This is a genomic window from Bacillus sp. V26 (assembly GCF_034296245.1).
Classification (GTDB): Bacteria; Bacillota; Bacilli; order Bacillales; family Bacillaceae; genus Bacillus; species Bacillus halotolerans.
On sequence record NZ_JAXKQF010000009.1, the window covers coordinates 12755 to 39717 of the forward strand.

The following is a 26963-nucleotide window of genomic DNA, read 5'->3' on the forward strand; positions in this document are numbered from 1 at the left end:
CTGCTCCTAAAGCTTCGGATGATTCTCAAATTCTTTTAAATACACATTGCGCTGAATCTCTGTAAACTGACCGATCCAATTCGTTTTCGCTTCATCATTCATATGTGGGACAATATAACGTTCAACCGCTTCAAAAAACAAAGGGTTTGGAATGATGTTCCAAGTCGGAATGCGAATTGTCTTGTGGTCAGTTGTTTGAATTATGACATCTTCCTGAAAAATCCCTTTTAAGCGGTATTTATTGCGATTCATTTCAATTTTCTTGATATCGGCAAATTTCACAGCCGCTTTGTCAGTGAATATCTCACCATCTTTTCCGGTTTTAATACGGAAGATGATATTTCCCCTAGGGGTAAAGGCAGGAAAAAAGATGATAAATAAATATAAACAAAACAAGGTGAATAGAAAACCTGCTGGAATGGCTAGGAGATAATATTTCGTTTGAAAGGTAATCCCCATATAAAACAGCCATAAACAAGCAAGCCCCATACCGGCAGATCCGACAAAAGCCCATATTCTCAGGAACATTCTGCTTTTGACTTCGACTACTTGATTTTCCAATGCTCTTCTCCTTTTATCAATTCAGATTCTCGTTCGGTTTTGAAATGATTTGATTTACAACATCCTTATGAGCAGCCATGACAGTAAATTCATTCTGGGTGATACCTGTTACAAGCCAAGTATGGCGGGTGCCGGGCAGGATAAAAGCCATGTCATCCACTTCCGGTGCGTTATCTTTATCGTAAGACAGGCGCATCAGCGTATCCATCTTTCCTTTACGTAATGACAAATCATTTATAAACCGGGTAATGTCCTCCTGGTAGTCGTGCTTTCCAAGGAATTCCTTCAGGTATGAGGGGGTCTCGGAAGCACCTTCCAGAAGTGCTTCAAATTCTTTTGATGTCAAAGTCAGGATAGATTCGCTTTTATCCTCGGTATCTATTATATTTAAAAACTCAGCTGTTTTTGTAAGTAATCCGTCGCTTGATTCCATTTTTTTTATACTATGTACTTGCTCATCAAAAAGAAGCTCATGGGAGTAGGTGCCAAATTTTGAAACATGGCAGGAAACATTCCGTTCGCTGCCTTGCTCGTCAAACTTGGAAAGCTTCACTGTATAGTCCGCGTCATTTAATACGTGGATAAACGGGCAGTACTCGTCCTTTAACCTGTATTGATGATTCCGATATTCAGCAGCATCCTTCGCCAAAAGCGAACGGCAGGCCGCTTCAAATAAAAATCCGAGCTGCTCATCTTCTATTTCAGGAAAATAGGCTTGCTTCAGTGACATGCCCTGTTCAAAAAAGCCTTCGCTGTAAAAACAAAATATGAGCTCCTCTAAGCTGATCGTAAACTGATTCATGTTTTATTCTCCTATCCGAATGAAAGTTTGCCTTTAAGGAAATGGGTTGCGCCGTGTATGAGCGAGTCCGCCGTTTTCTTTGCTTTGGCCATTCCTTTATGAATTGTTTTATTGGCCGCATCTATGCCGTCATTCACCGTTTTTACGACTTTGCCGGCCGCTTCCAGCCCCTTTTTGGCAGTATTTACAACAGCATGAATCGGTTCTTTCAGCTTTAAGGCTGCCTTTTCGGCGAAACCTGCCGTAAATTTGGCAATTTGTTCTCCTACCACTCCGCCAACATAAGAGCCAGCTGCGCCAAGGAGGACAGTACCAACAGGGCCTGCAAAACTTCCGATCGCCCCGCCTATTACAGCGCCTGCCGTTGCGCCGCCAGCGACAAAAATCGTGTTATTCACTGCATTGCCAACAGCTTTTGCATTTTCCCGTTTGAGCACTTCGGGTTTGTCTTCGTATTTCGCGTAATTTTCTGCGATCTTTAAGCCTGCTCCAAACGTTTCTGTCGCTCCGGTTATCAGTGTCGCTGTAATGGCATTTCCTTTTGCGAATTTCAAACCTGTTTTTCCGACATCCTTCAGTGTTGAGCGTACGCCGGCTTCATTAACAAAGCCTCTTGTATAGCTCCTTACGCTGTTTGAAAAATCCACCGTGTCCTGCGGAAAGTATTTTGTAAACTTTTTATGTACCAAATCAGAAAATGGCCGGTTTGTCTTTTTAAACAGATATTTTGGGTTCAAAAGCACTCTGGCTGCTTTTTGATAACGGGAGCTGTCTACTGCTCTGGAAATGTCCAATAGAAGCTTTGAATGCCGGGCAGTATGTAAGCCGCTTGGTTGTTTCACAAACTTTGTAAGCCCTAATCCGTAGTATTTTCCCTGGGTCAGCATCAGGGCGGTTAAGCTTGTCATCGTTCCGTATTTGTCGTAAGCGTTATAAAGCTTTCGTAAAATATTGTCCTGCTCAACAAATTTGTCGCTCGTTTTTCTGATGAATATTTCATTGTCACTCAGCTTGCTGACGAGTGCTTTTCCTGAGCTCCAAGCATCCCCAACACCCGAAAAACAGCTGCTGTAGCGGGGATCGCATTGTAAAATCAGCTGTCCCAGCTCCGCATGCAAATCCTTATATTTGTTTTCCATATCAGTTAATTCTGTGACCACATCATTTGCCAGCTGTTCAAGCTTATCCGGATCAACTGCAATGTTTCCTGACACGCTATTCACCTCTCGAGTTTATGTCTTTCCTCTCTTGCTTTTCTTTCTAATTCTTCCATTCTGGCAATCTCAGCTTTTCGTTCTTCTATTTTTACGGCAGCTGCCTTAAGTTCCTGGCTTGTTTCAAGCAGCTCCTGTTCGAACTGATCGTAGGCGGCTTTTGTTTCCTCGAAATCCTGGTCGAATGTGTCTCTTGCTTTTCCCTGCCACGCATCGCCCAATGCAGATAACCGGGAGTCAAGGAGCATTTTTGAGCTTCTGACCTCTTCTGCGGCTGCACTGTACTGATTTGCAAGCTCGATGACTTTATGTGAGTCCAACTTTTGTCCCCTGCCTTTCCTAAATTAACGCACAAATGGATGTTTTATATAAATGATTATAAATAATTCGGCATGTATCCGAATCGTACAAAAGAACCTTTTCATAAGAATTGGAAGGGCGTATATTCGCTCAAATTTCACAGATGATGAGACTTTGAGATTACAAAAAAGGTAAAAAAATCAAATTGTTGAACTGATAGATAAGTGAGAAATTTCCCGCTCGATGGGAAAAAAAACTAAAACTGATCAAATGACCTAAGTGCGCCAAAAGCATTACGAGACAAGCTGTCACATGATATAAATAAAATGTAAACGTTATCAAGGAGGTCGTCATATGAAGAAAAAATCATTCTCAATCGTAATAGCGGGCGGAGGGAGCACATTTACTCCCGGGATTGTTCTGATGCTCTTAGACCATTTGGATGAGTTTCCGATCAGAAAGCTGAAGCTGTATGACAATGATAAGGAAAGACAGGAGCGGATCGCGGGGGCCTGTGACGTTTTTATCAGAGAAAAAGCACCTGAAATTGAATTTACAGCGACGACTGACCCGGAAGAAGCTTTTACAGACGTTGATTTTGTCATGGCACACATCAGGGTAGGGAAATACGCGATGCGTGCGCTTGATGAGCAAATTCCGCTGAAGTACGGAGTTGTGGGCCAGGAGACGTGCGGACCGGGCGGTATCGCATACGGTATGCGTTCAATTGGCGGCGTGCTTGAAATATTAGATTACATGGAAACATACTCGCCAGATGCGTGGATGCTGAATTACTCCAACCCGGCGGCGATTGTGGCGGAAGCAACGAGACGCCTCAGACCGAACTCGAAAATCCTCAACATCTGTGATATGCCGGTCGGTATCGAAGACCGTATGGCGCAAATTCTCGGCCTGTCCTCAAGAAAAGAAATGAAGGTCCGGTATTATGGATTAAATCATTTTGGCTGGTGGACATCCATTCAGGATCAAGAGGGCAATGATTTAATGCCGAAGCTGAAGGAACATGTGTCTCAGTACGGGTATATTCCGAATGCAGAGTCCGAAGCGGTGGAGGCGAGCTGGAATGACACGTTCGCAAAAGCGCGTGACGTGCAGGCCGCCGATCCGGACACATTGCCGAATACGTATTTACAATATTATCTATTCCCGGATGACATGGTGAAAAAATCAAATCCGAACCATACGCGGGCAAACGAAGTCATGGAAGGACGCGAAGCCTTTATTTTCAGCCAATGCGACATGATTGCACGCGAGCAGTCCTCTAAAAACAGCGAAATCCAAATAGACGATCACGCGTCATATATCGTCGATCTTGCCCGCGCCATTGCCTACAATACAGGTGAAAGAATGCTTTTAATCGTTGAAAATAACGGCGCAATCGCAAACTTTGACCCGACAGCGATGGTAGAGGTGCCGTGTATTGTCGGCTCAAACGGGCCTGAACCGATCACAGTCGGAAACATTCCGCAGTTCCAAAAAGGACTGATGGAACAGCAGGTATCAGTTGAGAAATTGACAGTTGAGGCGTGGACGGAAAAATCCTTCCAAAAGCTATGGCAGGCGCTCATTCTCTCAAAAACAGTGCCGAACGCCCGTGTGGCAAGACTTATTCTCGAAGATTTATTGGAGGCCAACAAAGATTTCTGGCCTGAGCTTGATCAAAGCCCGAGCCGTATCTCATAACTGAAAAATCCCCCATTTTCGAAATCTATATTGTATATAATAGAAAGAAAATGGGGGGATCTGATATGCAGCTCGAAGAATTGATTAATCAGCATTACAGTAAATTAAATGACAATGATTTTCATATTTTGAAATATATATTGAATCACAAGAACACGTGCTATCGTCTTGGAATCGATGCCCTTGCGAAAGCATGCAGCGTATCGCGTTCCTCGATTTTGCGTCTTGCCCAAAAGCTCGGTTTCAGCGGCTACAGTGAATTTCGCGTTTTTTTGAAGTGGGAAGATCAGCCGGAAGAAGGCGAGAGTATGAGTTTTCAAAAGCTGCTGGATGATATTGAAGCAAATTTGAAATTTATAAGGACAAAGGACATGACGGACATGTGCCAGCTGATTGATGAAGCGGACCGCATTTTCGTGTACGGGTCCGGAACGGCGCAAAAGATATGTGCCCATGATTTGCAAAGAATGTTTATCCCTCTCAATAAGTATCTGATTTTAATTGAGGGCAGAAATGAATTTGACCAGATGCAGGATGATTTTAAGGTGAATGACCTGTTTATCATCATTTCGCTGTCCGGAGAAACGCCTGAACTGATTCCGCAGGCAAGGATGCTTTCCGCAAAGGGAGTTCCCTTTATTTCCATTACGAATTTGAAAAACAATGTCCTCGCCCAGCTCACACCGCATAATCTTTATGCGACAAGCAAGCCCGTGACATTGAGTGATAAAAAAGAAATTGTCGCTTTTGCGCCGTTTTTTCTCGTTGGCGAAGCATTGTTCCGCGCATATGTTGATTACAAAGAAGCTGAAAAAAACGACATTGAGTAGCAGGGGGTTTTGGTATGATGCAAAAAGTCCAGCGCTTTGGAAGCGCGATGTTTGTGCCTGTATTATTATTTGCGTTCGCCGGCATTATCGTGGGTGTCAGCACGCTTTTCAAAAACGAAACCCTGATGGGGCCGCTCGCTGATCCTGACGGGTTTTGGTATCAGTGCTGGTATATCATTGAGCAAGGCGGCTGGACGGTATTTAATCAAATGCCGCTTTTATTCGCCATCGGCATTCCAGTCGCTTTGGCGAAAAAAGCTCAGGCACGCGCTTGTTTGGAAGCGCTTACGGTTTATTTGACGTTTAATTATTTTGTCAGCTCGATCCTGACAGTCTGGGGAGGCGCCTTTGGCGTTGATATGAATCAAGAGGTCGGCGGAACGAGCGGATTAACGATGATTGCCGGCATTAAAACGCTTGATACCAACATTATTGGGGCAATCTTTATTTCTTCCATTGTCGTATTTTTGCATAACCGCTATTTTGATAAAAAACTGCCTGATTTTCTCGGCATCTTTCAAGGCTCCACGTATATCGTCATGATTTCCTTCTTCATTATGATTCCGGTCGCTCTGGCCGTGTCTTTTATCTGGCCGATGGTCCAAACGGGAATCGGGTCGCTTCAAAGCTTTCTTGTCGCTTCCGGGGCGGTGGGCGTTTGGATTTACACATTTTTGGAACGGATTTTGATTCCGACCGGTCTTCATCATTTTATTTACACGCCGTTCATCTACGGCCCGGCTGTGGCGGAAGGCGGGATCGTCACGTATTGGGCGCAGCACCTCGGTGAATATTCACAAAGCGCCAAACCGCTGAAGGAGCTGTTCCCGCAAGGCGGATTCGCGCTTCACGGCAATTCAAAAATCTTCGGCATTCCGGGGATTGCGCTCGCGTTTTATGTCACAGCCAAAAAGGAAAAGAAAAAACTCGTTGCTGGCCTGCTGATTCCTGTCACACTCACGGCGATCGTCGCCGGCATCACAGAGCCGATTGAGTTTACTTTCTTATTCATCTCTCCTTTCCTATTTGCGGTTCACGCCGTACTCGCCGCGACAATGTCGACGGTCATGTATATGGCCGGTGTTGTCGGAAACATGGGGGGCGGGTTAATTGAGGCGGTTACCCTGAACTGGATTCCGCTCTTTGGCAGCCACGGTATGACGTATGTGTATCAAATTCTGATTGGACTCTCATTTACTGCCATTTATTTTTTCGTCTTCCGATTTCTGATCCTCAAATTCAATATTGCCACACCGGGACGGGAAATTGACGATCAGCAGGAAACAAAGCTGTATTCGAAACAAGAATACAGAGAAAGAAAAAACAAAAAGGATGAAACAGCCTCCGCGGCAGAAACGGCAGATGAAACCGCTGCATTGTACATCGAAGCGTTAGGCGGAAAAGACAACATCACCGAGGTCACAAACTGCGCAACCCGCCTCAGAGTCAGCGTCAAGGATGAAAAAAAGGTCGAACCCGACAGCGTCTTCCGCGCGCTTGGCGCACACGGCGTCGTCAGAAACGGAAAAGCGTTTCAGGTGATTATCGGATTGAGTGTGCCGCAGATGCGGGAGCGTGTGGAAAAACTATTAGATCAATAAAGCAGACCCTCCTTTTTGGGAGGGTTTTCGTTTGCCGTCAAAAAGACCATCATAGTAAAGTAAAGTAAGAGACAATCGAGTATAAGGGATTTGGAGGCTTTTACATGTCAAAGGCTTTATCATATTTAAAACCATACTCACTTCTGGTGGGAATTGCGCTGATTCTCATGCTGACGGAACTCGCGGTTGAACTGGTACAGCCTCTATTGATCGCAAAAATCATCGACGATGGGATTTTGAAGCAAGACATGCGGCACGTTTGGATATGGGGTGCGGTCATGATCGGCCTGACCATTTTATCATTTGCGGCGGGTATGCTGAATTCCTTTTACGCTGCCCATGTGAGCCAAAGCTTTTCCTATGACACGAGAAAAGGGCTTTTTCAAAAAATCCAGTCCTTCTCTTATTCAACATTTGGACAGTTTTCGTCCTCATCCTATATGACAAGACTGACAAACGATGTGACACAGGTGCAAAACCTGATTTTTATGAGTCTGAGGTTTATGCTGCGTGCGCCGCTAATGATTGTGGGCGGCATTGCGCTGTCACTCGCCGTTAATGTGAAGCTCGGCTTTTTTCTTCTTGTGACGATTCCGATCCTGATTTTGTTTTTGCTTTGGGTACTGAAAAAGGGCGGGGCGCTGTTCCGGTCTGTGCAGAAACGGCTGGATCAGGTAAATACGATCATGCAGGAGAATTTAACCGCGATCAAGCTGATTAAAGCGCTGCTGCGCGGAAGCCATGAGGTCAAGAGATTTATCAAAGCAAACACGATGCTGATGCAAAAAACGGTCTCGGCATTTCAGCTTGTAGAATTTACGATGCCTGTGCTGATGCTGCTGATGAACCTCTGTATTCTTTTTATTTTATGGGCGGGAGCTCACAGCATCACAAGCGGAGGTTCTCAGGTCGGCGATGTCGTTGCGGTTATTAACTATGCGACACGAATTACGGGTGCGCTTTCTATGTTCCCGTTTTTGATTATGATTTTCACCCGGGCAAAAGCCTCAGGCGACAGAATCGGCGAGGTGCTTGACACAGAAGGTGACGAGCAGGAGGAAGGATTACTCTCAGCTCGCTTGTCAGGCCGAATTGACTTTCAGGATGTGTCCTTCCGATATCCGGATATGGACAGAGAAGCGCTGCGCAATGTCTCATTTTCCGCAAAGCCGAAAGAAACGATCGCGATTCTCGGAGCGACGGGATCAGGGAAATCGACGCTTTTTCAGCTCATTCCGCGGCTTTATCAGCCGGATTCGGGCAGCATTTACATAGATGAAAAGCCTATTGATGACTTTCCGGCGGAGGGCCTTCGCAAACAAATTGGATTTGTGCCCCAGGAAGTGCTCTTGTTCTCAGGCACTATCAAAGAAAATATTGCTTGGGGCAAAGAAAATGCTTCACTTGATGAAATAATGGAAGCGGCCAAACACGCGCAAATCCATGAAACGATCATGAAGCTTCCGAAGGGATATGATACCGTCCTGGGACAAAGAGGCGTCAATTTGTCCGGCGGCCAAAAGCAGCGGATTTCTATTGCAAGGGCACTGATCAGAAATCCATCCATCCTTCTTTTGGATGACAGCACAAGCGCGCTTGACCTGCAAACGGAGGCGAAGCTGCTTGAGGCGATTAGCACATATGAGTGCACAACCTTAATCATTACACAAAAAATAACAACGGCCATGAAAGCTGATGAAATCTTGCTGCTCGAGGATGGAGAGCTGATAGAGAAAGGTACACACAGCCAGCTGCTTTCTGACTCACATTTATATAAGCGCATTTACGAGTCGCAATTCGGAAGGGAGGGGAGCGAGTCATGCTGAAAGACATCCGCAAGCCTTTCCAATATCCCAAAATCCCAATCGATAAAAAAGAACGCGCCAAAAAGAGAGCGAAGGCAAAGGATACAAAAGGCACCCTGAGACGAATCTGGTCTTACCTGGCAGAACGAAAAGGGCTGCTCATACTCGTTATGCTGATGGTCGTAATCAGCGCGATATTCGGCCTCCTCGGACCCTTTGTGATCGGAAAGGCCATCGACCATTTTATCGTCGGCCAGACGGTCAGCGGGCTTATCCCCGTTCTGCTCATTCTGCTTGGCATATATCTCATTCAATCTTTATCACTCTGGTTCCAAAACTATTGGATGATCACGATTTCGCAAGGCACTGTCTTTAGAATGCGAAGCGAGCTGTTCACCCATCTGCATGAGCTGCCGATCCCGTTTTTTGATAAACAGCGGCATGGCGAGCTGATGAGCCGGGTGACCAATGACATCGAAAATGTCAGCTCCACTTTAAATACGTCGGTGATTCAAATTCTGTCGAGTGTCATCACCTTCGTCGGAACGATTGCCGTCATGCTGTATATGAGTCCGCTGCTGACGGTGATCACGCTGACGATCATTCCCGTAATGGCGGTGAGTCTGAAATGGATTACAAACCGTACGGGAAAACTGTTTAAAGAACAGCAAAAAAATCTTGGCGAGCTGAACGGATATATTGAAGAAAGCATTTCAGGCGCAAAGGTCATCAAAGCGTATTCACGGGAAGACCAGATTACAGCTGAGTTTCTGGAAAAAAACGCAGCACTCAAGACTTCAGGCTTCTGGGCACAGACGATTTCCGGCTTTATCCCGAAAGTGATGAACTCTTTAAACAATTTAAGCTTTACGATCATTGCTGCAATCGGCGGACTGTTTGCGCTGAAAGGCTGGATATCCATCGGCACCATCGTTGTCTTTGCCGAGTACTCAAGACAGTTCACGCGTCCATTAAATGATCTGGCCAATCAGTTTAATACGATGCTGTCCGCTATTGCCGGCGCTGAACGGGTGTTTGACGTACTGGATGAAAAAGAGGAGCGTGAGGATGAAAAGAATGCCCTGCATCAGCCGATACAAACAGGCAGCATTGAATTCCGAAATGTTTCCTTCGGCTACGAGGAAAACAATCAGACACTGAAACACCTCCAATTCACAGTGCCGGCCGGGCAGTCAATCGCCTTTGTCGGCCCGACGGGAGCGGGAAAAACCACTGTTACCAATCTGCTTGCCCGTTTTTATGAGCCCGATGAGGGGAGCATTTTAATTGACGGGATTGATATTAAAAAGCTGACAAGGGCCAGCCTGAGAAAAAACATGGGGTTTGTGCTTCAGGATTCGTTCTTGTTCCAAGGCACGATCAGAGAAAATATCCGCTACGGCAGGCTCGATGCCTCCGATCAGGAAGTCGAGGCCGCAGCAAAAACAGCGAATGCCCACAGCTTTATTGAGCGGATGCCAAACGGATATGATACAGTGCTGACGCAAAACGGCTCGGGCATCAGTCAAGGACAGAAACAATTGATCTCTATAGCAAGAGCCGTGCTGGCCGATCCGGTTCTGCTCATTTTGGATGAAGCGACAAGCAACATTGATACCGTAACAGAAGTGAAAATCCAAGAAGCGCTTGCCCGTTTAATGGAGGGGAGAACGAGCGTCATCATTGCCCACAGGCTGAATACCATTCAAAGAGCGGATCAGATTGTCGTATTAAAAGACGGCGAAATGATTGAAAAAGGCAGCCATGATGAGCTGGTACGCCAAAAAGGATTTTACAGTGGCTTATACGAAAGCCAATTTCAGAAATAAAGAAAAAGACCTTTGTCCTGCACAAAGGTCTTTTTTGTTACAGATTTATAGTACTTTTATTTCAATTTCGTAAAATGTAACAAAATTACTTGACGTAAACAAGTTATGTATATATACTAGCTTACATTAAGTAAGTGATAACATTTATCAAGGAGGATAAAAATGAATAAATCATTTGAAATTGGTACATTACTTTTAAGAGTCATCACAGGTATTATCTTTTTTGTTCACGGTTTATCAAAGTTTCAGGCAATGGAGGGCACGATCCAATTTTTCGGCAGCATAGGCCTTCCAAGCTTTATGGCATATGTCATCGCAGCGATTGAACTCGTTGGCGGAGTGCTTGTCTTCTTCGGATTGGCTACACGTATTGTCGGTGTTCTGTTTGCCCTCACGCTGATCGGAGCCATCATTACAGTCAAGCTGAAAGCGCCATTCATGGGCAATGCAGAATTTGATTACCTTCTGCTTTTGACATCAATCCACCTGGCTCTTTCTGGAAGCCGTTTCCTTGCGCTAGACTCGCTTGTATTTAAAGCAAAAAAGAGCGAAAACGTATCAGCATAAGAAAAGAGGCATACAGCATGACCAGCATTCATGAGGATACAACCATTGGCTATGTCAAACTCACAATCCGCAGTCTGGAGCGCTCCCTTCAGTTCTACTGTAACGTGATTGGCTTTCAAGTCTTGAATAAGACGGACCGCCAAGCTGAATTAACGGCTGACGGAAAACGCCCCCTGCTTATTCTGGAAGAAAATCCAAGCGCTGTCGTCCTGCCTGAACGCACGGTAACGGGCCTGTATCACTTTGCGATTCTGCTTCCCAACAGAAAGGAACTTGGTATCGCGCTCGCCCGCTTGATTGAAAACGGGATTGCCCTCGGACAGGGGGACCACGCTGTCAGCGAGGCGCTCTATCTCTCAGATCCTGACGGAAACGGAATTGAAATGTACGCTGACCGCCCCCGCAGCACTTGGCAGCGGGATCGTGAAGGAAACTACGTCATGACAACAACTGCTGTCGACATCGAGGGCCTTTTGGAAGAGGCCGGAGAAGAGCGGAAAACAACACTTCCAAACGGTACGGTCATCGGGCACATTCATCTGCATGTCAGCAATCTGAAAGAAGCAAAAGCGTTTTACACAGATGTGCTGGGCTTTGACATTGTCGGAGACTATGCGGGCATGTCTGCTCTCTTCATTTCAGCAGGTGGCTACCACCACCATATCGGCTTAAACATCTGGGCTGGGAAACATGCGCCGCCTAAGCCGGCAAATGCGAGCGGGCTCGACTATTACACCGTTGTCCTGCCTCATCAGGAGGAACTGGATCGAGTGGCAGACCGAGTCAAACGTGCCGGATATTCCATTGAAGAAACGGAAAACAGCTTCCGTGTGAAAGATCCTGTTTCCGGGGCCCATATTAGATTTGTGATTTGACTATAATCCCTTTGCCGTAAAAAACGGCAGGGGGATTTTTTATTTCTGTCCGCCTTGTTATGATGGGAGAACCAACTTGTTAGGAGGCGTTTACATGGAACTCAACCACCTTGTGACGGGCAAAATAGCATTAAATCAATATGTGCATCGCTTAGAGCAAAAGGATGTTTCATTTTACGTCCACTATTGGGGAGCGATGACGAACCACTATAACACACTGCTTCATAAGCATTCCTTTTATGAAATTTGTTACGTCGTAAGAGGTGAAGGATATTACCTTGAAGGCGATCGTACATATCCGCTTCGTGAACAGACGATTTTTTTGTCAAAGCCGGAGCATTTGCACCAAATCAAAAGTGAAACAGGGCTGTTCCTTTTTTACGTCGCTTTCGAGCTGAGCGAGGATCAGTCAAGCGCCGAGTGGATCAAAGTGATGGAAGAAGTGAAACAAAGCCCCTTTATCACAATGCAATTGAAAGATGGCGAACCGCCGGGCCTGCTTTGGAAAACGTTAATGCTGCAAGCGGCGCAGCCTGTCAATGCTTTTGACAAAGAGATCCTATCTCATTTGTCGCATGCATTGATCCTGTCATTAATCCAAACCTTTCTCCCGTCCGCCCATCGCCCGAAACAAAAGCAGCCCATTCACACATCTTCTGCTTTGCTGACAGAGGTGAAACTGCACATAAAAGACAATCTGTCACAGCAGTTAAAGCTGACGGATGTCGCCAGCCACTTTCATATCTCAGGGAGGCACTTATCACGTTTATTTGCAGCAGAACTGGGCGTCAGCTACTCAGAATTTGTCCAAAATGAAAAAATAAACAAAGCTGCCGAGCTGCTGAAATCAACGAATCTATCGATTAAAGAAGTAGCGGAAGAAATCGGTTTCTCAGTACATTATTTCACTCGCATATTTTCCGCCAAAATCGGCAGCTCACCAGGGCTTTTCCGCTCCCTTTATAAAGATTCAAAAATGACCGCATTTCAAATCAATAAACCTTTTCAAAAAATCGAACAGGCCAAGCCGCACGAATAAGATGTCCTGAAATGACAAAACAATGTCTTCATATGATAAAGACGCGAGAAATCTCGTTGTCTTATAATCATTTTAGAAAGCGGTTACAACAATGGGTGTTGCTGAAGGAGGGATGCATTGGCTTATGCTTGGTGTCGGGTGCTCTGCCATTCTTGAAAGAAGGGGAAGAAAGCCGTGAGTACAAAAAAGAAAGAGGCTGTAAAAGCAAAAGAAAGCTTAGCTCATAAAGGGCTTTTACGAACGATTACATTGGTATCTACATTCGGCGGCCTGTTGTTCGGTTATGATACGGGTGTCATTAATGGGGCACTTCCTTTTATGGCAACTGCAGGTCAACTCAATCTTACACCTGTTACAGAAGGACTGGTTGCGAGTTCCCTGCTTCTCGGGGCAGCCTTCGGGGCGATGTTTGGAGGACGTCTGTCCGATCGGCACGGCCGCCGAAAAACGATCCTTTATTTAGTCTTACTCTAGCGATTCTATTTGTGAAAAAATATGTGCCTGAGACAAAAGGGCGGTCACTTGAACAGCTTGAGCATTCCTTTCGCCAGTATGGCCGCCGCGCTGATCAGGAAATCCAAAATCAAACGACTCACTTATCGTAATCTGCAGATATGAGGAGGAATCTATCAATGAAACTATCTTATGTAACAGACAGCTTAGGACATTTGCCTTTTGAAGAAATGCTCGATTTTGCCGCGGAGCTTGGCATTGATACGCTTGAAATGACAACCGGAGGCTGGTCGCCTGCGCCTCACTTGAATCTTGATGAACTGCTGCAAAGCAGCCACAAAAGAGAAGAGTTTTCAGCAGCGCTGGAAAAGCGGAATATGACACTTTGCGCTTTAAACTGCTCGGGGAATCCTTTGGATCCAGGCGAACTGGGCAAATTGCACAGAGAAGTAACGGACAAAACGATGGAGCTGGCTGGATTATTAGGCGTCAAAAAAGTGATCATGATGAGCGGCCTGCCAGCCGGCGGCCCGGACGACAAAGTGCCGAACTGGATCACATACACAGTGAGCTGGCCTCCCGTTTTAAAAGATATCCTCAACTATCAATGGGAAGAGGTTGCGATTCCGTATTGGAAGGAGCTTGTCAAAAAAGCGGAAGCCTGCGGTGTTGAAAAAATTGCGCTTGAAAATTTCAGCTCTCAATTAGTCTATAATCCTGAGACTCTCTTTCGGCTCAGAAATGCAGTCGGCCCGATGGTCGGTTTGAATCTTGATCCGAGCCATTTATTATGGATGGGCGCAGACCCGATCATCGCAGCAAGGGAGCTCGGAGAAGCCATTCACCATGTTCACGGAAAAGATGTCAGAATTGAAAGACATTTAGCTGCGGTTAACGGGCTGTTAGAAACAAAAGAAGTGACAGATCCTGCAAACCGGGCATGGAATTATGTAGCTGTCGGCTGCGGACAGGATTTACAGTGGTGGAAGGAATTTTTTTCAGTCGTAAAAATGATGGGGTATGACGGTGAAGTTTCCTTAGAAATGGAGGACTTAACGATGTCACCGGAAGCGGGCATCCGCACATCGATAGAAGCTTTAAAACAAACCATCAGCCAATAGGAGGTTTTTCTGATGCTAAATGGAGAAAGAATCATTTCAAAACCGCTGCGCTGGGCAATGGTAGGCGGCGGGCGGCTCAGCCAGGTTGGATATAAACATCGTATTGGAGCGCTGAGAGACAATACTGCCTTTCAATTAACTGCAGGCGCCTTTGATATCGATGCCGAAAGAGGAAAAGATTTCGGGGTGAACCTCGGAGTGGATGCGGAACGCTGTTATCCCGACTATCAAACAATGTTTGCGGAGGAAGCGAAAAGAGAGGATGGCATAGAGGTTGTATCGATTGCTACGCCGAACGGCACTCATTATGAGATCTGTAAGGCGGCGCTTGAAGCAGATCTGCATGTCATCTGTGAAAAACCGCTGTTCTTCACGTCAGAAGAGGGCTATGAAATCAAAGCGCTCTCAGAGAAAAAAAGGAAAATTGTCGGCGTGACATACGGTTTTTCCGGCAATCAAATGCTCCTTCAAATGCGTGCGATGATTGAGCAGGGCAAGATCGGCGATATTCGTGTGGTTGACTTGCAGTACACACACGGTTTTTGTGCAGCAGATGAAGGCGAAAACATAAGCGCTGCACAGAAATGGCGTGTCGACCCTGCGATCGCCGGGCCAAGCTTTGTGCTGGGCGATTTATCTACCCACACGTATTATATGTCGCAGCTCATTATGCCGCAGATGAAAATCAAAGAACTGCTGTGTGACCGCCAAAGCTTCGTCGGCAGCCGAGCGCCGCTGGAGGACAACGCACATGTGCTCATGCATTATGAAAACGGAGCGGTCGGAACGATGTGGACATCATCAATCAATGCCGGGTGTATGGATGGCCATAGAATCCGGATTGTCGGCTCAAAAGCAAGCCTCGAATGGTGGGACAGCAAGCCAAACGAACTAACGTATGAAGTGCAGGGAGAGCCGATTCAGACACTCGTTCGCGGCATGCCGTATTTAGACGGTGCATGCAGTGCTGATGAACGTCTGGGCGCCTTACACAGTGAAGGGCTGTCAGACGCGTGGGCCAATATTTATCTTAAGTTTGCCGTTGCGATTGATGCGAAAAACCGCGAAGATCAAGAAACCTTGAACAACTTGGTGTATCCTGACATTGATGCAGGAATCGAGGGAATCCGCTGGATTGAGAATTGCGTGCGTTCAGCAGACCAAGGATCAGTCTGGGTTGAATTTAAATAAATAAACGAAAGCGCCGCATATGACATTAAGTTCATATGCGGTTTTTATTTTCCAGAAACTCCTGTCAAAAATGACCTGAGGCAGGTATGATAAGAAAGGAATTGGGTATCGGGAGTGATGAGTGTGAGGGCTCTTATATTTACTAGGATTTTCACCTTAATGGTAAGTTGTTCGGTTTACTTTTTTCTTGTAAAAGATGACCGCTGGTTTGAGTATTTGTTCATCGCTGGCGGTGCGGGTGTGTTCTTAGCAAATCATCTTATATTAAGAGTAGAGAAATATGGCATCTTGTTTTGCCTGATTGATATTGCAGTTGGCTTTTCGTTCGGTTTCATGTTTCCGGGTACAGGTTTATATATCACATTGCTCAGCCCGGTTGCTGTTACCTTTTTTTTGAAAGGGTTTGACCGGAAAACAGTATGGTCTGTCCTTTGTTTTTGTTTTATGATGTGGCTGATTGTGCTCATTCGTACATATCATATGTTCGGCGATGAATATGTGATGGATCATTGTATCAGTATGACATTCGTTGTCTTTTGCGGAGTTGTCGGTAAATTAATCCGCAAGCTGTTGGATACGCAGGAAACGGCAAAACAGCAGTTTCAGGAACTGACGGAGTCACACTTGGCGCTGTCTGCTGCGCACCAGGAGCTGCATTTATATGCGAAGCAGGTTGAAGAACTGACTGCCATTCATGAGCGGAACAGAATGGCAAGGGACATCCATGATACAGTCGGGCATAAAATGACGGCGCTCCTCGTCCAGCTGCAGCTTCTGCGTGAATGGCAAAAAAGAGACAGCCAAAAAGCGGAGGAGACAGTCGGTGTCTGTGAAACGCTCGCCCGTGAAGCACTCGGCGATATCCGCTTATCAGTCCGAACCCTGCAAACGGAGAACGATCCCTCATTCATTGAATCGCTGAAACAACTGACAGAAGACTTTTACAAAAATGCGGGCGTCACATCTGAACTGACGGTCAGCGGCGATCCTGCGCTGGTCCCGATGTCTCTGCATCCGACTTTGATCAGAACGGTGCAGGAGGCGCTGACCAATGCAAAACGTCACGGCGGCGCCACTGCCTGCTCGATTCAGCTCACGTGTTCACCGGAAACAGTCAGTCTTTTGATTAAAGATGACGGAAAAGGAAATCCTGAGGCCGCGCTGGGATTTGGTCTCTTGAATATGAAAAAGCGGGCGGCCGAGCATGGCGGGATGATCCGTTTTGAAAGCGAGCGGGATCAAGGATTTACCGTGATTGCCGAATTTTCTTTGGCCAATAAAAAATGGAGCTTTGGGCCCGCACAGCAAAAGGAGAGTTTATCATGATTAAAATCATCATTACCGACGATCAGGATATCGTCAGAGAAGGGCTGGCGTCTCTGCTTCAGCTCCGGGAAGAGCTCGATGTCATCGCCACGGCGCGAAACGGACAGGAAGCCTTTGAAAAGGCGAAAGAGCTGGAGCCGGATATGGTATTGATGGACATCCGCATGCCGGTGTCTAACGGGGTGGAGGGAATAAAATTGATCACCAGCTCGCTGCCGGGCGTAAAGGTGCTGATGCTGACGACCTTTAAAGATTCAGAGCTGATTGCCGAAGCACTTGAAGAAGGGGCAAGCGGGTACCTGTTAAAGGACATGTCAGCCGATACGATTGTGAAAGCGGTGATGACTGTTCAATCGGGAGGAATGGTGCTCCCGCCGGAACTCACAGCCCAAATGCTGAATGAATGGAAGCGGGAAAAACAGCTGAAAGGAACGGAAGAGAAAGAAAAACCGAAGGAGCTGCTGGACCTGACCGAGCGTGAAATGGAAGTGCTGGCTGAGCTCGGGTACGGACTGAACAATAAAGAAATTGCCGAAAAGCTGTACATTACAGAAGGAACAGTGAAAAATCACGTGTCAAACATTATCAGCAAACTGTCGGTCAGAGACAGAACCCAAGCCGCCATTTATTCCGTCAGACATGGCGTATCTGTCTTTTGATAGATGACGTTTGGCATATGCGTTGCCCTGAAAAGGCCTGTCACAGGCCTTTTTTTTATGCCCGATGTTCTATCCGGCGCCACGTGTTTCATGCCTCAATCTCTTCTACAATGGCAATGGGATAAAAAAAGGAGTGAAACGGCGTGCTTCAAGCAGAAAATATCAAAAAGGCATACGGAAAAAAAGCAATTGTCAAAGGAATCTCTTTTTCCTTGAGAAAGGGTGAGTCATTCGGACTTCTCGGACCGAACGGAGCGGGGAAGTCCACAACCATTTCTATGATTTCCGGACTTGTGCCGCTTGACGGAGGGGAGATTACAGTCAGCGGGTATGTTATCGGTAAAGACACGAACAAAGCCAAACAAAAAATCGGCATCGTCCCGCAGGAAATCGCCCTTTACCCGACACTGACGGCTCAAGAAAATCTCGTATTCTGGGGGAAAATGTATGGACTCACGCATGGAGAGGCCAAAAAAAGATCAGCAGAAGTCCTTGAATATGTAGGGCTTACTGAACGGGCTAAAGATAAAATCGAAACCTTCTCAGGCGGAATGAAACGGAGAATCAACATCGGCGCCGCCCTTATGCATAAGCCTGAGCTGCTAATCATGGATGAACCGACCGTCGGCATCGACCCCCAAGCGAGAAATCATATTTTAGAAACGGTCAAACAGCTCAACGAAACAGGCATGACCGTGATCTATACGAGTCATTACATGGAAGAGGTCGAGTATTTATGCGACCGGATCGGCATTATTGATCAGGGAGAAATGATTGCGATCGGCACAAAAAACGACTTGTGCAGCCGTCTTGGAGGAGACACGATCATCCAGATGACTGTCAGCGGGGCAGATGAAGGATTTCTTTCTGCTATCCGCTCGCTTGCCCATGTGAATGATGTAACAGTGAATGAATCAGAGCTCAAAATTGAGGTTGCTGCGGTGCACCATGAGAAAGTAGTCACCAGCCTGCTCGCGGAAGCCGCTGCCCATCAAACGAATCTCCTGTCTCTTCAGGTTCAGGAACCAAATCTGGAACGGCTGTTTCTGAATCTGACAGGCCGCACATTGCGGGATTAGGAGGGGCGGCGATGAAAAAAGCAATATGGATCGCATGGAAAGATGTCAAAATCAGAATCACGGACAAAAAAGGGTTTATGATGCTTATCCTAATGCCGCTGATCTTAACAGCCATATTAGGGGCCGCTCTTGGATCAATCCTTGGCGGAGGCAGCGAGATTGATGAAATCAAAGTCGGCTATGTCCAGTCTGATCAGTCAGGCGCGTCGAAGATGTTTAAAACAGATGTACTTGAAAAAATGAAGATGATCAAGGTCACAGAAGCCGGCAGTAAAAAGGAAATGAAAAAGCTGCTGGCGGAAAAGAAAATTGATGTCGGAATTGCCGTCCCGGCACATTGGGGATCCGGCAAGAAACCGGCCGCTGTCTATGCCGGCACTGATCAGGAATTAAAAAGCTCTATCATAGAAACGGCTGCAGTGTCTTTTATAGACCAATACAAGGCGGTACGAGAAGCGGCATCCGCCTCGATGGAATATGTCACCAAGACGGAAGCTGTAAAACAAGGAAAGCTCAATCCTGCCCCCATTGCAGAAAATCTTGCTAAGACGCTTGAAAAAGAAGCGGGTGCCAGGCTTGCTGTTACTGAGAAATCAGTCGGCGCAAAAGAAGTTACCAGTTTTCAATACTATTCGGCGGCAATGCTTTGCATGTTTATGCTGTTTCATATGACGGTCGGCGCGAAATCATTTTTGCTGGAAAAGGAAACAGAAACCCTTGCCAGACTGCTGATGACGCCTGCACAAAAATACGCCATTCTCTTAGGGAAGTGGCTCGGAACCTATTTGTTTGCCATTATACAATTTTTCATTTTTCTTATTGTGACCATCAATATATTTGATGTGGACTGGGGAGACAATCTCTTGTTTGTGTGCGTGCTGGGGCTTTCCTTCGCAGCAGCTGTATCCGGCATTTCAATGCTTCTTGCTTCGTGCATCAGCGATATGAAGTCAGCAGATGTTTTAGGAGGTTTTGGAATTCAGGTGCTTGCTGTTCTCGGCGGTTCTATGCTTCCGTTTTATCAATTTCCGGATTTTCTGCAATCTGTTTCAAAGGCAGTGCCAAATCGATGGGCGCTCGAGGGCTTTCTTTCCTTAATGGAGGGGGGAGGCTGGGCTGAACTTCAAACGCCGGTCCTTCTTTTTGCGGCAATCGGTCTTTGTTCACTGGCTGTTGGCATCAGAAGGCTTCACACAAGATAAGGAGGTAAAACACGGTGAAAAAAATCATAGCCATTTGCGGCGTTGAGCTTTCTCTCATTTTTAAGAAGCCACAGAACTATTTAATGATGTTCGCTGCCCCGCTGCTGCTGACCTTTGTATTCGGCGGTCTGCTCGGCGGAAATGATGATAAGGTGCGGCTTGCGATCGTCGATCAGGATGACACGCTTCTTTCACAGCATTATATCCGGGAGCTCAAGCAACATGATGATATGTATACATTTCAAACGATGACTAAAAGCAAAGCTTCAGAAAAACTGAAACAAAAGAAAATTGCCGGAGTCATCACCCTTTCCCGCACTTTCCAAGAGAAGCTGGAAAAAGGAGAGAAGCCGGAGCTGGTCTTCAGCCACGGTCCAGAGCTGACAGAGGCGCCAGTCGCTAAACAGTATGCCGAAAGCAAGCTGGCAAAGCTCAACATTCAGGTAACCGCGGCAAAAACAGCTGCCGAGGCGGCGGGGGAAAGCTGGAAATCGGCTTATAAAACGGTAATCGCCAAAGACTATGAAGATAGCGCCCCAGCTGTAGAACGGGAATCTCTCAATGATAAAAAAGAAGGCAAGGGCGTAAGTGACACAGCTTCGCGAGCTGCAGGCTTTTCCATTCTGTTTGTGATGCTGACAATGATGGGGGCAGCGGGCACGATATTAGAAGCGCGAAAAAGCGGCGTCTGGCCGAGACTGCTCACCGCGTCTGTCAGCCGCGCGGAAATCGGAGCGGGGTATGTGATGTCGTTCTTTGTGATAGGCTGGATTCAATTTGGAATGCTGCTTCTCGCATCCCATTGGCTGTTCGGAATCAGCTGGGGCAATCCGGCTGCACTGATCGTGTTAGTATCCTTTTTTCTGTTAGCAGTCGTGGGCATCGGGCTGATGATTGCTGCCAATGTCAGAACACCAGAACAGCAGCTTGCTTTCGGCAACTTGTTCGTTATTGCGACGTGTATGGTGAGCGGAATGTATTGGCCGATAGAAATTGAGCCGAGGCTGATGCAGTCCATTGCTGACTTTCTCCCTCAAAAGTGGGCGATGAGCGGACTGACAGAAATTATCGCTAACGGGGCAACCATTACGGATATACTCGGCATTTGCGGCATCTTGCTTGCTTTTGCCGCCGTCACCTTCACAGCGGGGCTGAAAGCGCTCCGAACGTAAAAGCATCCGCCTCCGGGCAGATGCTTTTTATTATTATAATATCGTGTGTTCTGTCAGGTTCAGTCTATGTTCCAATTATTGTTTGCCGGACGGCCGATAATGCTGTAACAGCCTTAAGGCCGCTCCTGGGTATCCTCTTGTATCATGGCTAAAATATGCTCCAGCCAGGATACGTAATTCTTCTCCCGTTCCAGCGCTTTTGTCAGTACCAGATAGTGGCCGAAATCGGGTGAAGAAAACGACATCGGCTCCGCTGAGGCCATTAGCTTTTCATAACTTCCTTGCAGATCAGCGAGCTTCTCCTTGCGTTTCAGCAGCTGGTCTGTAAACAAGTCGGCTGCCTCCTGGCGTGAGAGAGAAGAAATGAAATAAGCCTTCAGCATAAATTCATCCTTCACTGTTTCCGGAATAGGGTGGTGGCGGGTCAGCCACACGTGAAGCTCCTGTTTTCCGCTGTCAGTCAGGGTATACATTTTTTTCTCAAGTTTTGTGCCCTGAATCGTTGTCCGGAATGTGATAAAGCCTTCATCTGTCAGTTTTTTGAGCTCCGGATAAATCTGGCTGTGCTTGGCGCTCCAAAACTGGCCGAGCTCCGCTTTGAAATAACTTGTAATATCATATCCGCTCAATTCGCCTTTTCGTAAAAGCCCTAATATGGCGTATTTTAATACTCTCATGCTGTCCTCCGTGTCTATGGCTGTTTTTGCAAAAAAGAAACTTTTAAATGCCCTGCCGCCGCAAAATCGTATCGTTCTTTTCTCTTATACCGGCAAAAACAAATGTGAATTCTTATATAAAATAGTGAATGCCATCTATTCTCATGTCTAGCTTTCATCTGTTCCCTATATTATAGGAAAGGGAGACTGGGAACACAACCGCATGTCTCCTTACGCTTATAATCCTTTCAAGTTTCTTTCGAGTGTATGGAAGACAACTGCCAATAGACAAATTTATGCTTTCATCAAAATAATAATAAAATTGAAGATTCTGATAAGTTTATATTTACCAAGTTTAAATTTAACTGTATAATCATTTTGGTAAATACATGATTGAGGAGAAACGGAAAATGAAAAGATTACTTATTGCATCAACTATTTGTCTATCAATGATTTTGTCTATTCTAGCAGCTCCGCCTTCAAGTGCAAAGGCGGAAACAGCACATAACCCTGTTGTTCTTGTTCATGGGATTAGCGGTGCATCATACAATTTTTTTGCTATTAAACATTACTTAATCTCTCAGGGCTGGCAAAGCAATAAACTGTATGCAATTGATTTTTATGATAAAACAGGGAATAACCTAAATAACGGCCCGCAGCTTGCAGCATATATTGATCGCGTGTTAAAAGAAACAGGAGCTAAAAAAGTAGATATCGTGGCTCATAGTATGGGAGGAGCCAATACGCTGTATGCTATAAAATATTTAGGCGGGGGCAATAAGATTCAAAATGTTGTCACACTCGGAGGGGCTAATGGTTTAGTGTCATCTGTTGCGCTGCCGGGTACAGATCCTAATCAAAAGATCCTCTATACATCGATCTACAGTCTGAATGATGAAATTGTAATCAATAGCTTGTCTCGATTACAAGGAGCCAGAAACATCCAGCTGTATGGCATTGGACATATTGGATTGCTTTCTAATAGCCAGGTCAACGCCTATATCAAAGAAGGATTGAATGGCGGGGGACTAAATACGAACTGATGCTTCAAGATATGCGGCTATGTTAAAACCTGCTGTTCAGTTACAGCAGGTTTTTTGTATTCTGACAGGTTGAAAAGAGCAGAAAGTCAGAATGAAAACTGACCTTTTTGTAAGTTCTAATCCAGTTATTCAGCACTTCCCGAATGAATACTTCATATAACGGATAATCCTGCTCAAACACTTCTGCTGAAGCTTTTCGCAAATGCGGGAGCCGCCACCTTCATGACAAATGGTCCCTTCCGCAACGCCGGCTTTTTTGGTAATTTCACTCGTGGATGCCGACAAATCGCGGATTGGATTACTATCAAAAAAAGTGAACAGGACACTGTTCCCGCGCCTCAAGCATAGCAGACCGGCTGTACGGGACAAAGGGCTGATGGCGGTATGCCAAAAAGTTATGGGTCTTTATGGGTCTTAGTCGTTCATGCATACTGAAAGATAAGAAATCAGGCACTTTTTTCAATTGAAGCAGGTGTGTTATGGTACAACCATCGATTTCTAAAAATTTGAAATAAAGGAGCGCTGTTATGCAAATCAAAGAAATTTTTGTGATCCGCTGCATTTCGTGCTTAAGTGTCGTTCTGCTCCATATCATTTCAATGGTCCTGATGCTTCAGGCGGAAGCACTTGCTGATATTTCTCACACGGTTGATTCTTTGCGCACACTCCTGATGTTCAGCACGCCTGCTTTCATTTTCATCTCTGAGTTTTTGCTGGCGCGTTCTTATCCTGACGGGGTGCCGGAGGGGTTTTTGAAGAAGAGAGGAAAAGTGATTTTTATTCCCTTTTTGTTTATCGCAGCCATTGATGCCTTGCTGATGGCCAGTGCAATGGGGGGAAAGCTGACTTTTCTGGCGTTTATGCAGAAATATCTGGAAAACGTATTTTTAGGAAACTTTATCGGATATTTCATTCTTGTCATCTTCCAATTTTATATCCTGCACATGCTCTTTCATGAGTATTTGAAAAAAGCATCGCCAAAATGGGTGCTGTCTGTTTCGTTTGTGGTGACAGCCGCTTATTTGGGCTATTTCTCAGCAGTCAGTCCGGCACCCGCTTCTGAACAAGACGGTTCATTTCCGTTCTTCTGGGTTCCGTTTGCAGGCTGGCTTTTCTACTTTTGTCTCGCTTATTACTGCGGAAAAGAGTACAAGCGGTTTTTAGCGCTGCTGAATCAATACCGCTGGGCGGTATACGGCGCTGCGGTCGGGTCCGCCGCGTTGGTTGTGGCTGTTTCTTATTTCGGAGAGGTCGGCATGATCAGCTCAAAGCGGCCTGACATCATGCTTTATTCAACAAGTATGATTTTCCTGTGCTTTCACCTGTTTTCTAACATAAAGCAGGTGCCGAAAATCATTATGTTTATCAGTAACTATTCCTTTTCGATTTATCTGCTGCACGCTTATTTTATGATCATTGGCTATGTTTTGCTGTTAAATATGCCAGACATTCCCGCCGTGCCGGCCGTTTTCTTGCTGTTTGCCGTCTGCACAGCGGGCCCGATCCTGACATCCTGGGCACTGAACAAGTTTAAATATGGATATTTGTTTGTAGGGAAAATCTATCAGCCGAAGAGGCGAAAAGTAAAAATGGAAGTGCGAGACCACGCAGGCTGAAAAATCACGGCAGGAGAAACGTTCCTGCCCTTTTTTACGCAAATTTATACATGAAAGAACAACTATTACACCATTTCCTTTAAAATAAAAGTGAATTTTCATATATGCCAATGAGCAGGATCAGCAGATGCCTGTTTATTGAAAGGAGAGCAAACCATGTCAACAGCCAATTTAAGCTATCCGCTAGGAGAGTACAAACCTAGGAAATTCATATCAAACGAGCAGAAAGAAGAATGGATTCAAGTGCTGGAGGAAGTGCCGGTTAAGCTGAAGCAAGCCGTTGAGGGAATGACGGACAGCCAGCTTGATACACCGTACCGAGACGGCGGATGGACCGTCCGGCAAGTTGTTCATCATCTGGCTGACAGTCATATGAATAGCTATATCCGTTTTAAATTAAGTTTGACAGAAGAGACGCCGGCCATCCGTCCGTATGATGAAAAAGCATGGTCGGAGCTTAAAGACTCCAAAACAGCGGAGCCGAGCGGTTCACTCGCGCTTTTGCAGGAACTACACGGAAGATGGACGGCTCTTCTCCGCACTCTGACGGATCAGCAATTTCAGCGCGGATTTTACCATCCCGATACAAAAGAGATCATTACCCTAGAGAACGCGCTTGGGCTGTATGTCTGGCACTCACATCACCATATCGCTCATATTACGGAGCTTTCCAAACGGATGGGGTGGTCTTAACGCTTTTGCCGGCGGAAAGCCGGGAGACTGATTGCTGCAATCACCAGCAGAGAAATCACAGCCGCCGCCGCATATAAATGATCATAGCCGCTGGCAACACTGGCATGAATGGCATCGCTTATCGCAGTTTTGACTTCAGGCACAGGAATGCGTTCGATTTGTTCTTGTAAAGAAGAAACATCTGAACTGTCGATCTCGGGAATCATTTGCATAGCCTTTCCTGACTGTCCGCTGTCCGATAAGCGGCTGCTGATTTCATCGCCGATTTGGTCAAACCCTGCTGTGATAAAACCTGCATAAAGAGTAGGCGCCAATGTCAGTCCGATTTGCCTTACTAATGAAAGCGTGCCGAGCGCCGTGCCCTTATTCGCTTTAGCTGCTTCTGATACAAGAACATTCAGCGGAGCGCCTAGCAGAAAGCCAAAACCGATGCCGGCCGCCACGCTTGCAATGACAAACTCCCATTTTTCCGTCACCCAAAGCGGAAATAAAGCAAATCCCACGCATGAAATGATTCCTGATAGCACAACAGTTTTCACCGGTCCTTTTTTGTCGGTGAGCGCTCCGCCAAGCCAAGCGCCGATTCCGGAAGCTAAGGCAAGAGGTGTCATCCAATAGCCCGCTTTTGCGGCAGGTACGCCTAAATATTGCTCAACATATGACGGAATAAAAATAACCGCCGCCAAGAGGCCCCCGGATAAAAAACCGATGATAAGCGTTCGCTGAAACATGTGATTCCGAAGTAAAGAATACGCCAGAATGGGATCGCCCCCGCGCATTTCCATCCGCTTCTCAAACCATACGAGCGCCGCAAAACAAAAAATACCGAAAACAATACATCCATAAACCTCAGGGTCTCCCAGGCTTTTTAAGAGATTTGCCCCGTCCAGGTTTGTCATGCCGTACATGACAGCCAAAATTGACAAGGACAGAAGAAAAATTCCGGCCGTGTCGAGACGTTTGGCCTCCGGCGCTTTGGTTTCCACAATAAAAAATGCACCGAAAACAACCAGCAGCACTGCAATCGGCAGGTTAATCAAAAACAGCCAATGCCATGACCCGGTCCAATCAAGCAGAAAGCTTCCGATATTGGGTCCGAGCACAGCAGCCATCCCGTTCATCGCCCCTAGCAAACCAAGGGCCTTCCCTTGCTTTTCCTTTGGAAGTGTAGCAAGGACGTGAGAACTTCCGATGATGAAAATCCCGCCGCCTCCAAGCGCCTGAATCAGCCGTGAGATAAGAAAAAGCGGAAAGCTTTGGCTTAAAGCGACAAGCAAAGAGCCAAGCCCGAAAAGGCCGACTTCAATAAGAAACAGCTTTTTTCTGCCGTAGCGGTCGGAAAGCTTTCCGACGATCGGCACACTGACGCTGAGACCGAGCGTATAAAGCGTAATGCCCCATGAACCCCAAGACGGAGAAACGGCAAACGATTCGTTTATCGTGGTCAGCGCAGCGGAGATGATCCCGTTATCCAGCGCAGCCATAAACACACCGATGGTAAACAGGCTGATCGCCCACTTTTGGCTTTTTTGATCTGCCAATGCCTTATGCATATTCATCACTCCTTTTACTTCACTCGGAATATATTATTCATTCAAAATGAACTAAATGTCAAATAAAAAAGT

24 protein-coding genes and 1 pseudogene are annotated in these 26963 nt (G+C 46.2%); 19 read left to right on the plus strand and 6 right to left on the minus strand.

The features are described 5' to 3' along the window. Positions 1-6 precede the first annotated feature (6 nt). The 4 genes from UJ203_RS19595 to UJ203_RS19610 are packed head-to-tail and all read right to left on the minus strand — an operon-like array spanning position 7 to position 2897. Positions 7-561, minus strand: coding sequence for a YfjD family protein (locus UJ203_RS19595; protein ID WP_082687921.1), 555 nt, complete (start codon positions 559-561; stop codon positions 7-9). A gap of 16 nt (positions 562-577) precedes the next feature. Next, positions 578-1363, minus strand: a complete 786-nt coding sequence (locus UJ203_RS19600; RefSeq protein ID WP_059353378.1) for a hypothetical protein — start codon at positions 1361-1363, stop codon at positions 578-580. Between the two features lie 11 nt (positions 1364-1374). Continuing rightward, positions 1375-2577, minus strand: a complete 1203-nt coding sequence (locus UJ203_RS19605) for a hypothetical protein (RefSeq protein ID WP_024120613.1) — start codon at positions 2575-2577, stop codon at positions 1375-1377. 5 nt (positions 2578-2582) lie between these two features. Then, a complete protein-coding gene (locus tag UJ203_RS19610; protein WP_024120614.1) occupies positions 2583-2897 on the minus strand; it encodes a WXG100 family type VII secretion target in 315 nt (104 codons plus the stop codon). A 334-nt stretch (positions 2898-3231) separates the two neighbouring features. On the opposite strand from UJ203_RS19610, the gene glvA reads away from it, so the two are divergent. From glvA to UJ203_RS19690, 16 genes and pseudogenes are all read left to right on the plus strand, one after another. Continuing rightward, positions 3232-4581 carry a maltose-6'-phosphate glucosidase gene (gene glvA / locus UJ203_RS19615; protein ID WP_322013379.1) on the plus strand — a complete coding sequence of 450 codons (1350 nt, stop codon included), beginning with the start codon at positions 3232-3234 and terminating at the stop codon, positions 4579-4581. 65 nt (positions 4582-4646) lie between these two features. Next, positions 4647-5411 carry a MurR/RpiR family transcriptional regulator gene (locus UJ203_RS19620; RefSeq protein ID WP_024120616.1) on the plus strand — a complete coding sequence of 255 codons (765 nt, stop codon included), beginning with the start codon at positions 4647-4649 and terminating at the stop codon, positions 5409-5411. 14 nt (positions 5412-5425) lie between these two features. After that, positions 5426-7012 carry a PTS maltose transporter subunit IIBC gene (malP, locus tag UJ203_RS19625; protein ID WP_059291626.1) on the plus strand — a complete coding sequence of 529 codons (1587 nt, stop codon included), beginning with the start codon at positions 5426-5428 and terminating at the stop codon, positions 7010-7012. Between the two features lie 104 nt (positions 7013-7116). Then, entirely contained in the window at positions 7117-8838 is a 1722-nt protein-coding gene (locus tag UJ203_RS19630; RefSeq protein ID WP_322013383.1) for an ABC transporter ATP-binding protein, read from the plus strand. Beyond that, a complete protein-coding gene (locus UJ203_RS19635) occupies positions 8832-10646 on the plus strand; it encodes an ABC transporter ATP-binding protein (protein ID WP_322013385.1) in 1815 nt (604 codons plus the stop codon). Before UJ203_RS19630 ends, UJ203_RS19635 begins: the two co-directional genes overlap by 7 nt. A 162-nt stretch (positions 10647-10808) precedes the next feature. After that, positions 10809-11213, plus strand: a complete 405-nt coding sequence (catD, locus tag UJ203_RS19640) for a DoxX family oxidoreductase CatD (RefSeq protein ID WP_105954844.1) — start codon at positions 10809-10811, stop codon at positions 11211-11213. Positions 11214-11230: 17 nt separating this feature from the next. After that, on the plus strand, positions 11231-12088 hold the full coding sequence (locus tag UJ203_RS19645; RefSeq protein ID WP_202853461.1) for a VOC family protein: 858 nt from the start codon (positions 11231-11233) through the stop codon (positions 12086-12088). 94 nt (positions 12089-12182) lie between these two features. After that, complete coding sequence (locus tag UJ203_RS19650) at positions 12183-13127, plus strand: AraC family transcriptional regulator (RefSeq protein WP_322013390.1); 945 nt, start codon at positions 12183-12185, stop codon at positions 13125-13127. 174 nt (positions 13128-13301) lie between these two features. After that, positions 13302-13598: pseudogene (locus tag UJ203_RS19655) on the plus strand (MFS transporter); the annotation flags it as partial. A 161-nt stretch (positions 13599-13759) separates the two neighbouring features. Further along, positions 13760-14701 (plus strand): sugar phosphate isomerase/epimerase family protein, encoded by a 942-nt coding sequence (locus tag UJ203_RS19660; protein ID WP_268281309.1) that lies wholly within the window; start codon positions 13760-13762, stop codon positions 14699-14701. Between the two features lie 9 nt (positions 14702-14710). Beyond that, a complete protein-coding gene (locus UJ203_RS19665) occupies positions 14711-15892 on the plus strand; it encodes a Gfo/Idh/MocA family oxidoreductase (RefSeq protein WP_322013475.1) in 1182 nt (393 codons plus the stop codon). Between the two features lie 123 nt (positions 15893-16015). Further along, positions 16016-17218 (plus strand): sensor histidine kinase, encoded by a 1203-nt coding sequence (locus tag UJ203_RS19670; RefSeq protein WP_322013394.1) that lies wholly within the window; start codon positions 16016-16018, stop codon positions 17216-17218. Next, positions 17215-17877: a two-component system response regulator LnrK gene (lnrK, locus tag UJ203_RS19675; protein ID WP_322013397.1), complete on the plus strand. Its 663-nt coding sequence runs from the start codon at positions 17215-17217 to the stop codon at positions 17875-17877. The genes UJ203_RS19670 and lnrK overlap by 4 nt, the downstream gene beginning before the upstream one ends. Before the next feature lie 143 nt (positions 17878-18020). Continuing rightward, positions 18021-18956 (plus strand): ABC transporter ATP-binding protein, encoded by a 936-nt coding sequence (locus UJ203_RS19680; protein ID WP_322013399.1) that lies wholly within the window; start codon positions 18021-18023, stop codon positions 18954-18956. An 11-nt stretch (positions 18957-18967) separates the two neighbouring features. Next, positions 18968-20158, plus strand: a complete 1191-nt coding sequence (locus UJ203_RS19685) for an ABC transporter permease (protein WP_322013401.1) — start codon at positions 18968-18970, stop codon at positions 20156-20158. A gap of 14 nt (positions 20159-20172) precedes the next feature. Next, positions 20173-21330 carry an ABC transporter permease gene (locus UJ203_RS19690; RefSeq protein ID WP_322013403.1) on the plus strand — a complete coding sequence of 386 codons (1158 nt, stop codon included), beginning with the start codon at positions 20173-20175 and terminating at the stop codon, positions 21328-21330. A 113-nt stretch (positions 21331-21443) separates the two neighbouring features. Here the strand turns inward: UJ203_RS19690 and UJ203_RS19695 are convergent, their stop codons facing one another. Further along, the gene (locus UJ203_RS19695; RefSeq protein ID WP_248339856.1) at positions 21444-22007 is read right to left on the minus strand and encodes a PadR family transcriptional regulator; all 564 of its coding nucleotides are present in this window, start codon (positions 22005-22007) and stop codon (positions 21444-21446) included. Between the two features lie 389 nt (positions 22008-22396). Here UJ203_RS19695 and UJ203_RS19700 point away from each other — a divergent pair, with 389 nt between their 5' ends. The 3 genes from UJ203_RS19700 to bstA all read left to right on the plus strand — a co-directional run bounded on the left by UJ203_RS19700 (position 22397) and on the right by bstA (position 25338). Beyond that, positions 22397-23029: an esterase/lipase family protein gene (locus UJ203_RS19700; protein ID WP_105991388.1), complete on the plus strand. Its 633-nt coding sequence runs from the start codon at positions 22397-22399 to the stop codon at positions 23027-23029. A gap of 527 nt (positions 23030-23556) precedes the next feature. Continuing rightward, positions 23557-24645 (plus strand): acyltransferase family protein, encoded by a 1089-nt coding sequence (locus UJ203_RS19705; protein ID WP_322013408.1) that lies wholly within the window; start codon positions 23557-23559, stop codon positions 24643-24645. Between the two features lie 156 nt (positions 24646-24801). After that, positions 24802-25338 (plus strand): bacillithiol transferase BstA, encoded by a 537-nt coding sequence (gene bstA / locus UJ203_RS19710; RefSeq protein ID WP_322013410.1) that lies wholly within the window; start codon positions 24802-24804, stop codon positions 25336-25338. Here bstA and UJ203_RS19715 read toward each other — a convergent pair. Then, entirely contained in the window at positions 25335-26891 is a 1557-nt protein-coding gene (locus UJ203_RS19715) for an MFS transporter (RefSeq protein ID WP_322013412.1), read from the minus strand. The genes bstA and UJ203_RS19715 overlap by 4 nt on opposite strands. Between the last annotated feature and the right edge of the window lie 72 nt (positions 26892-26963).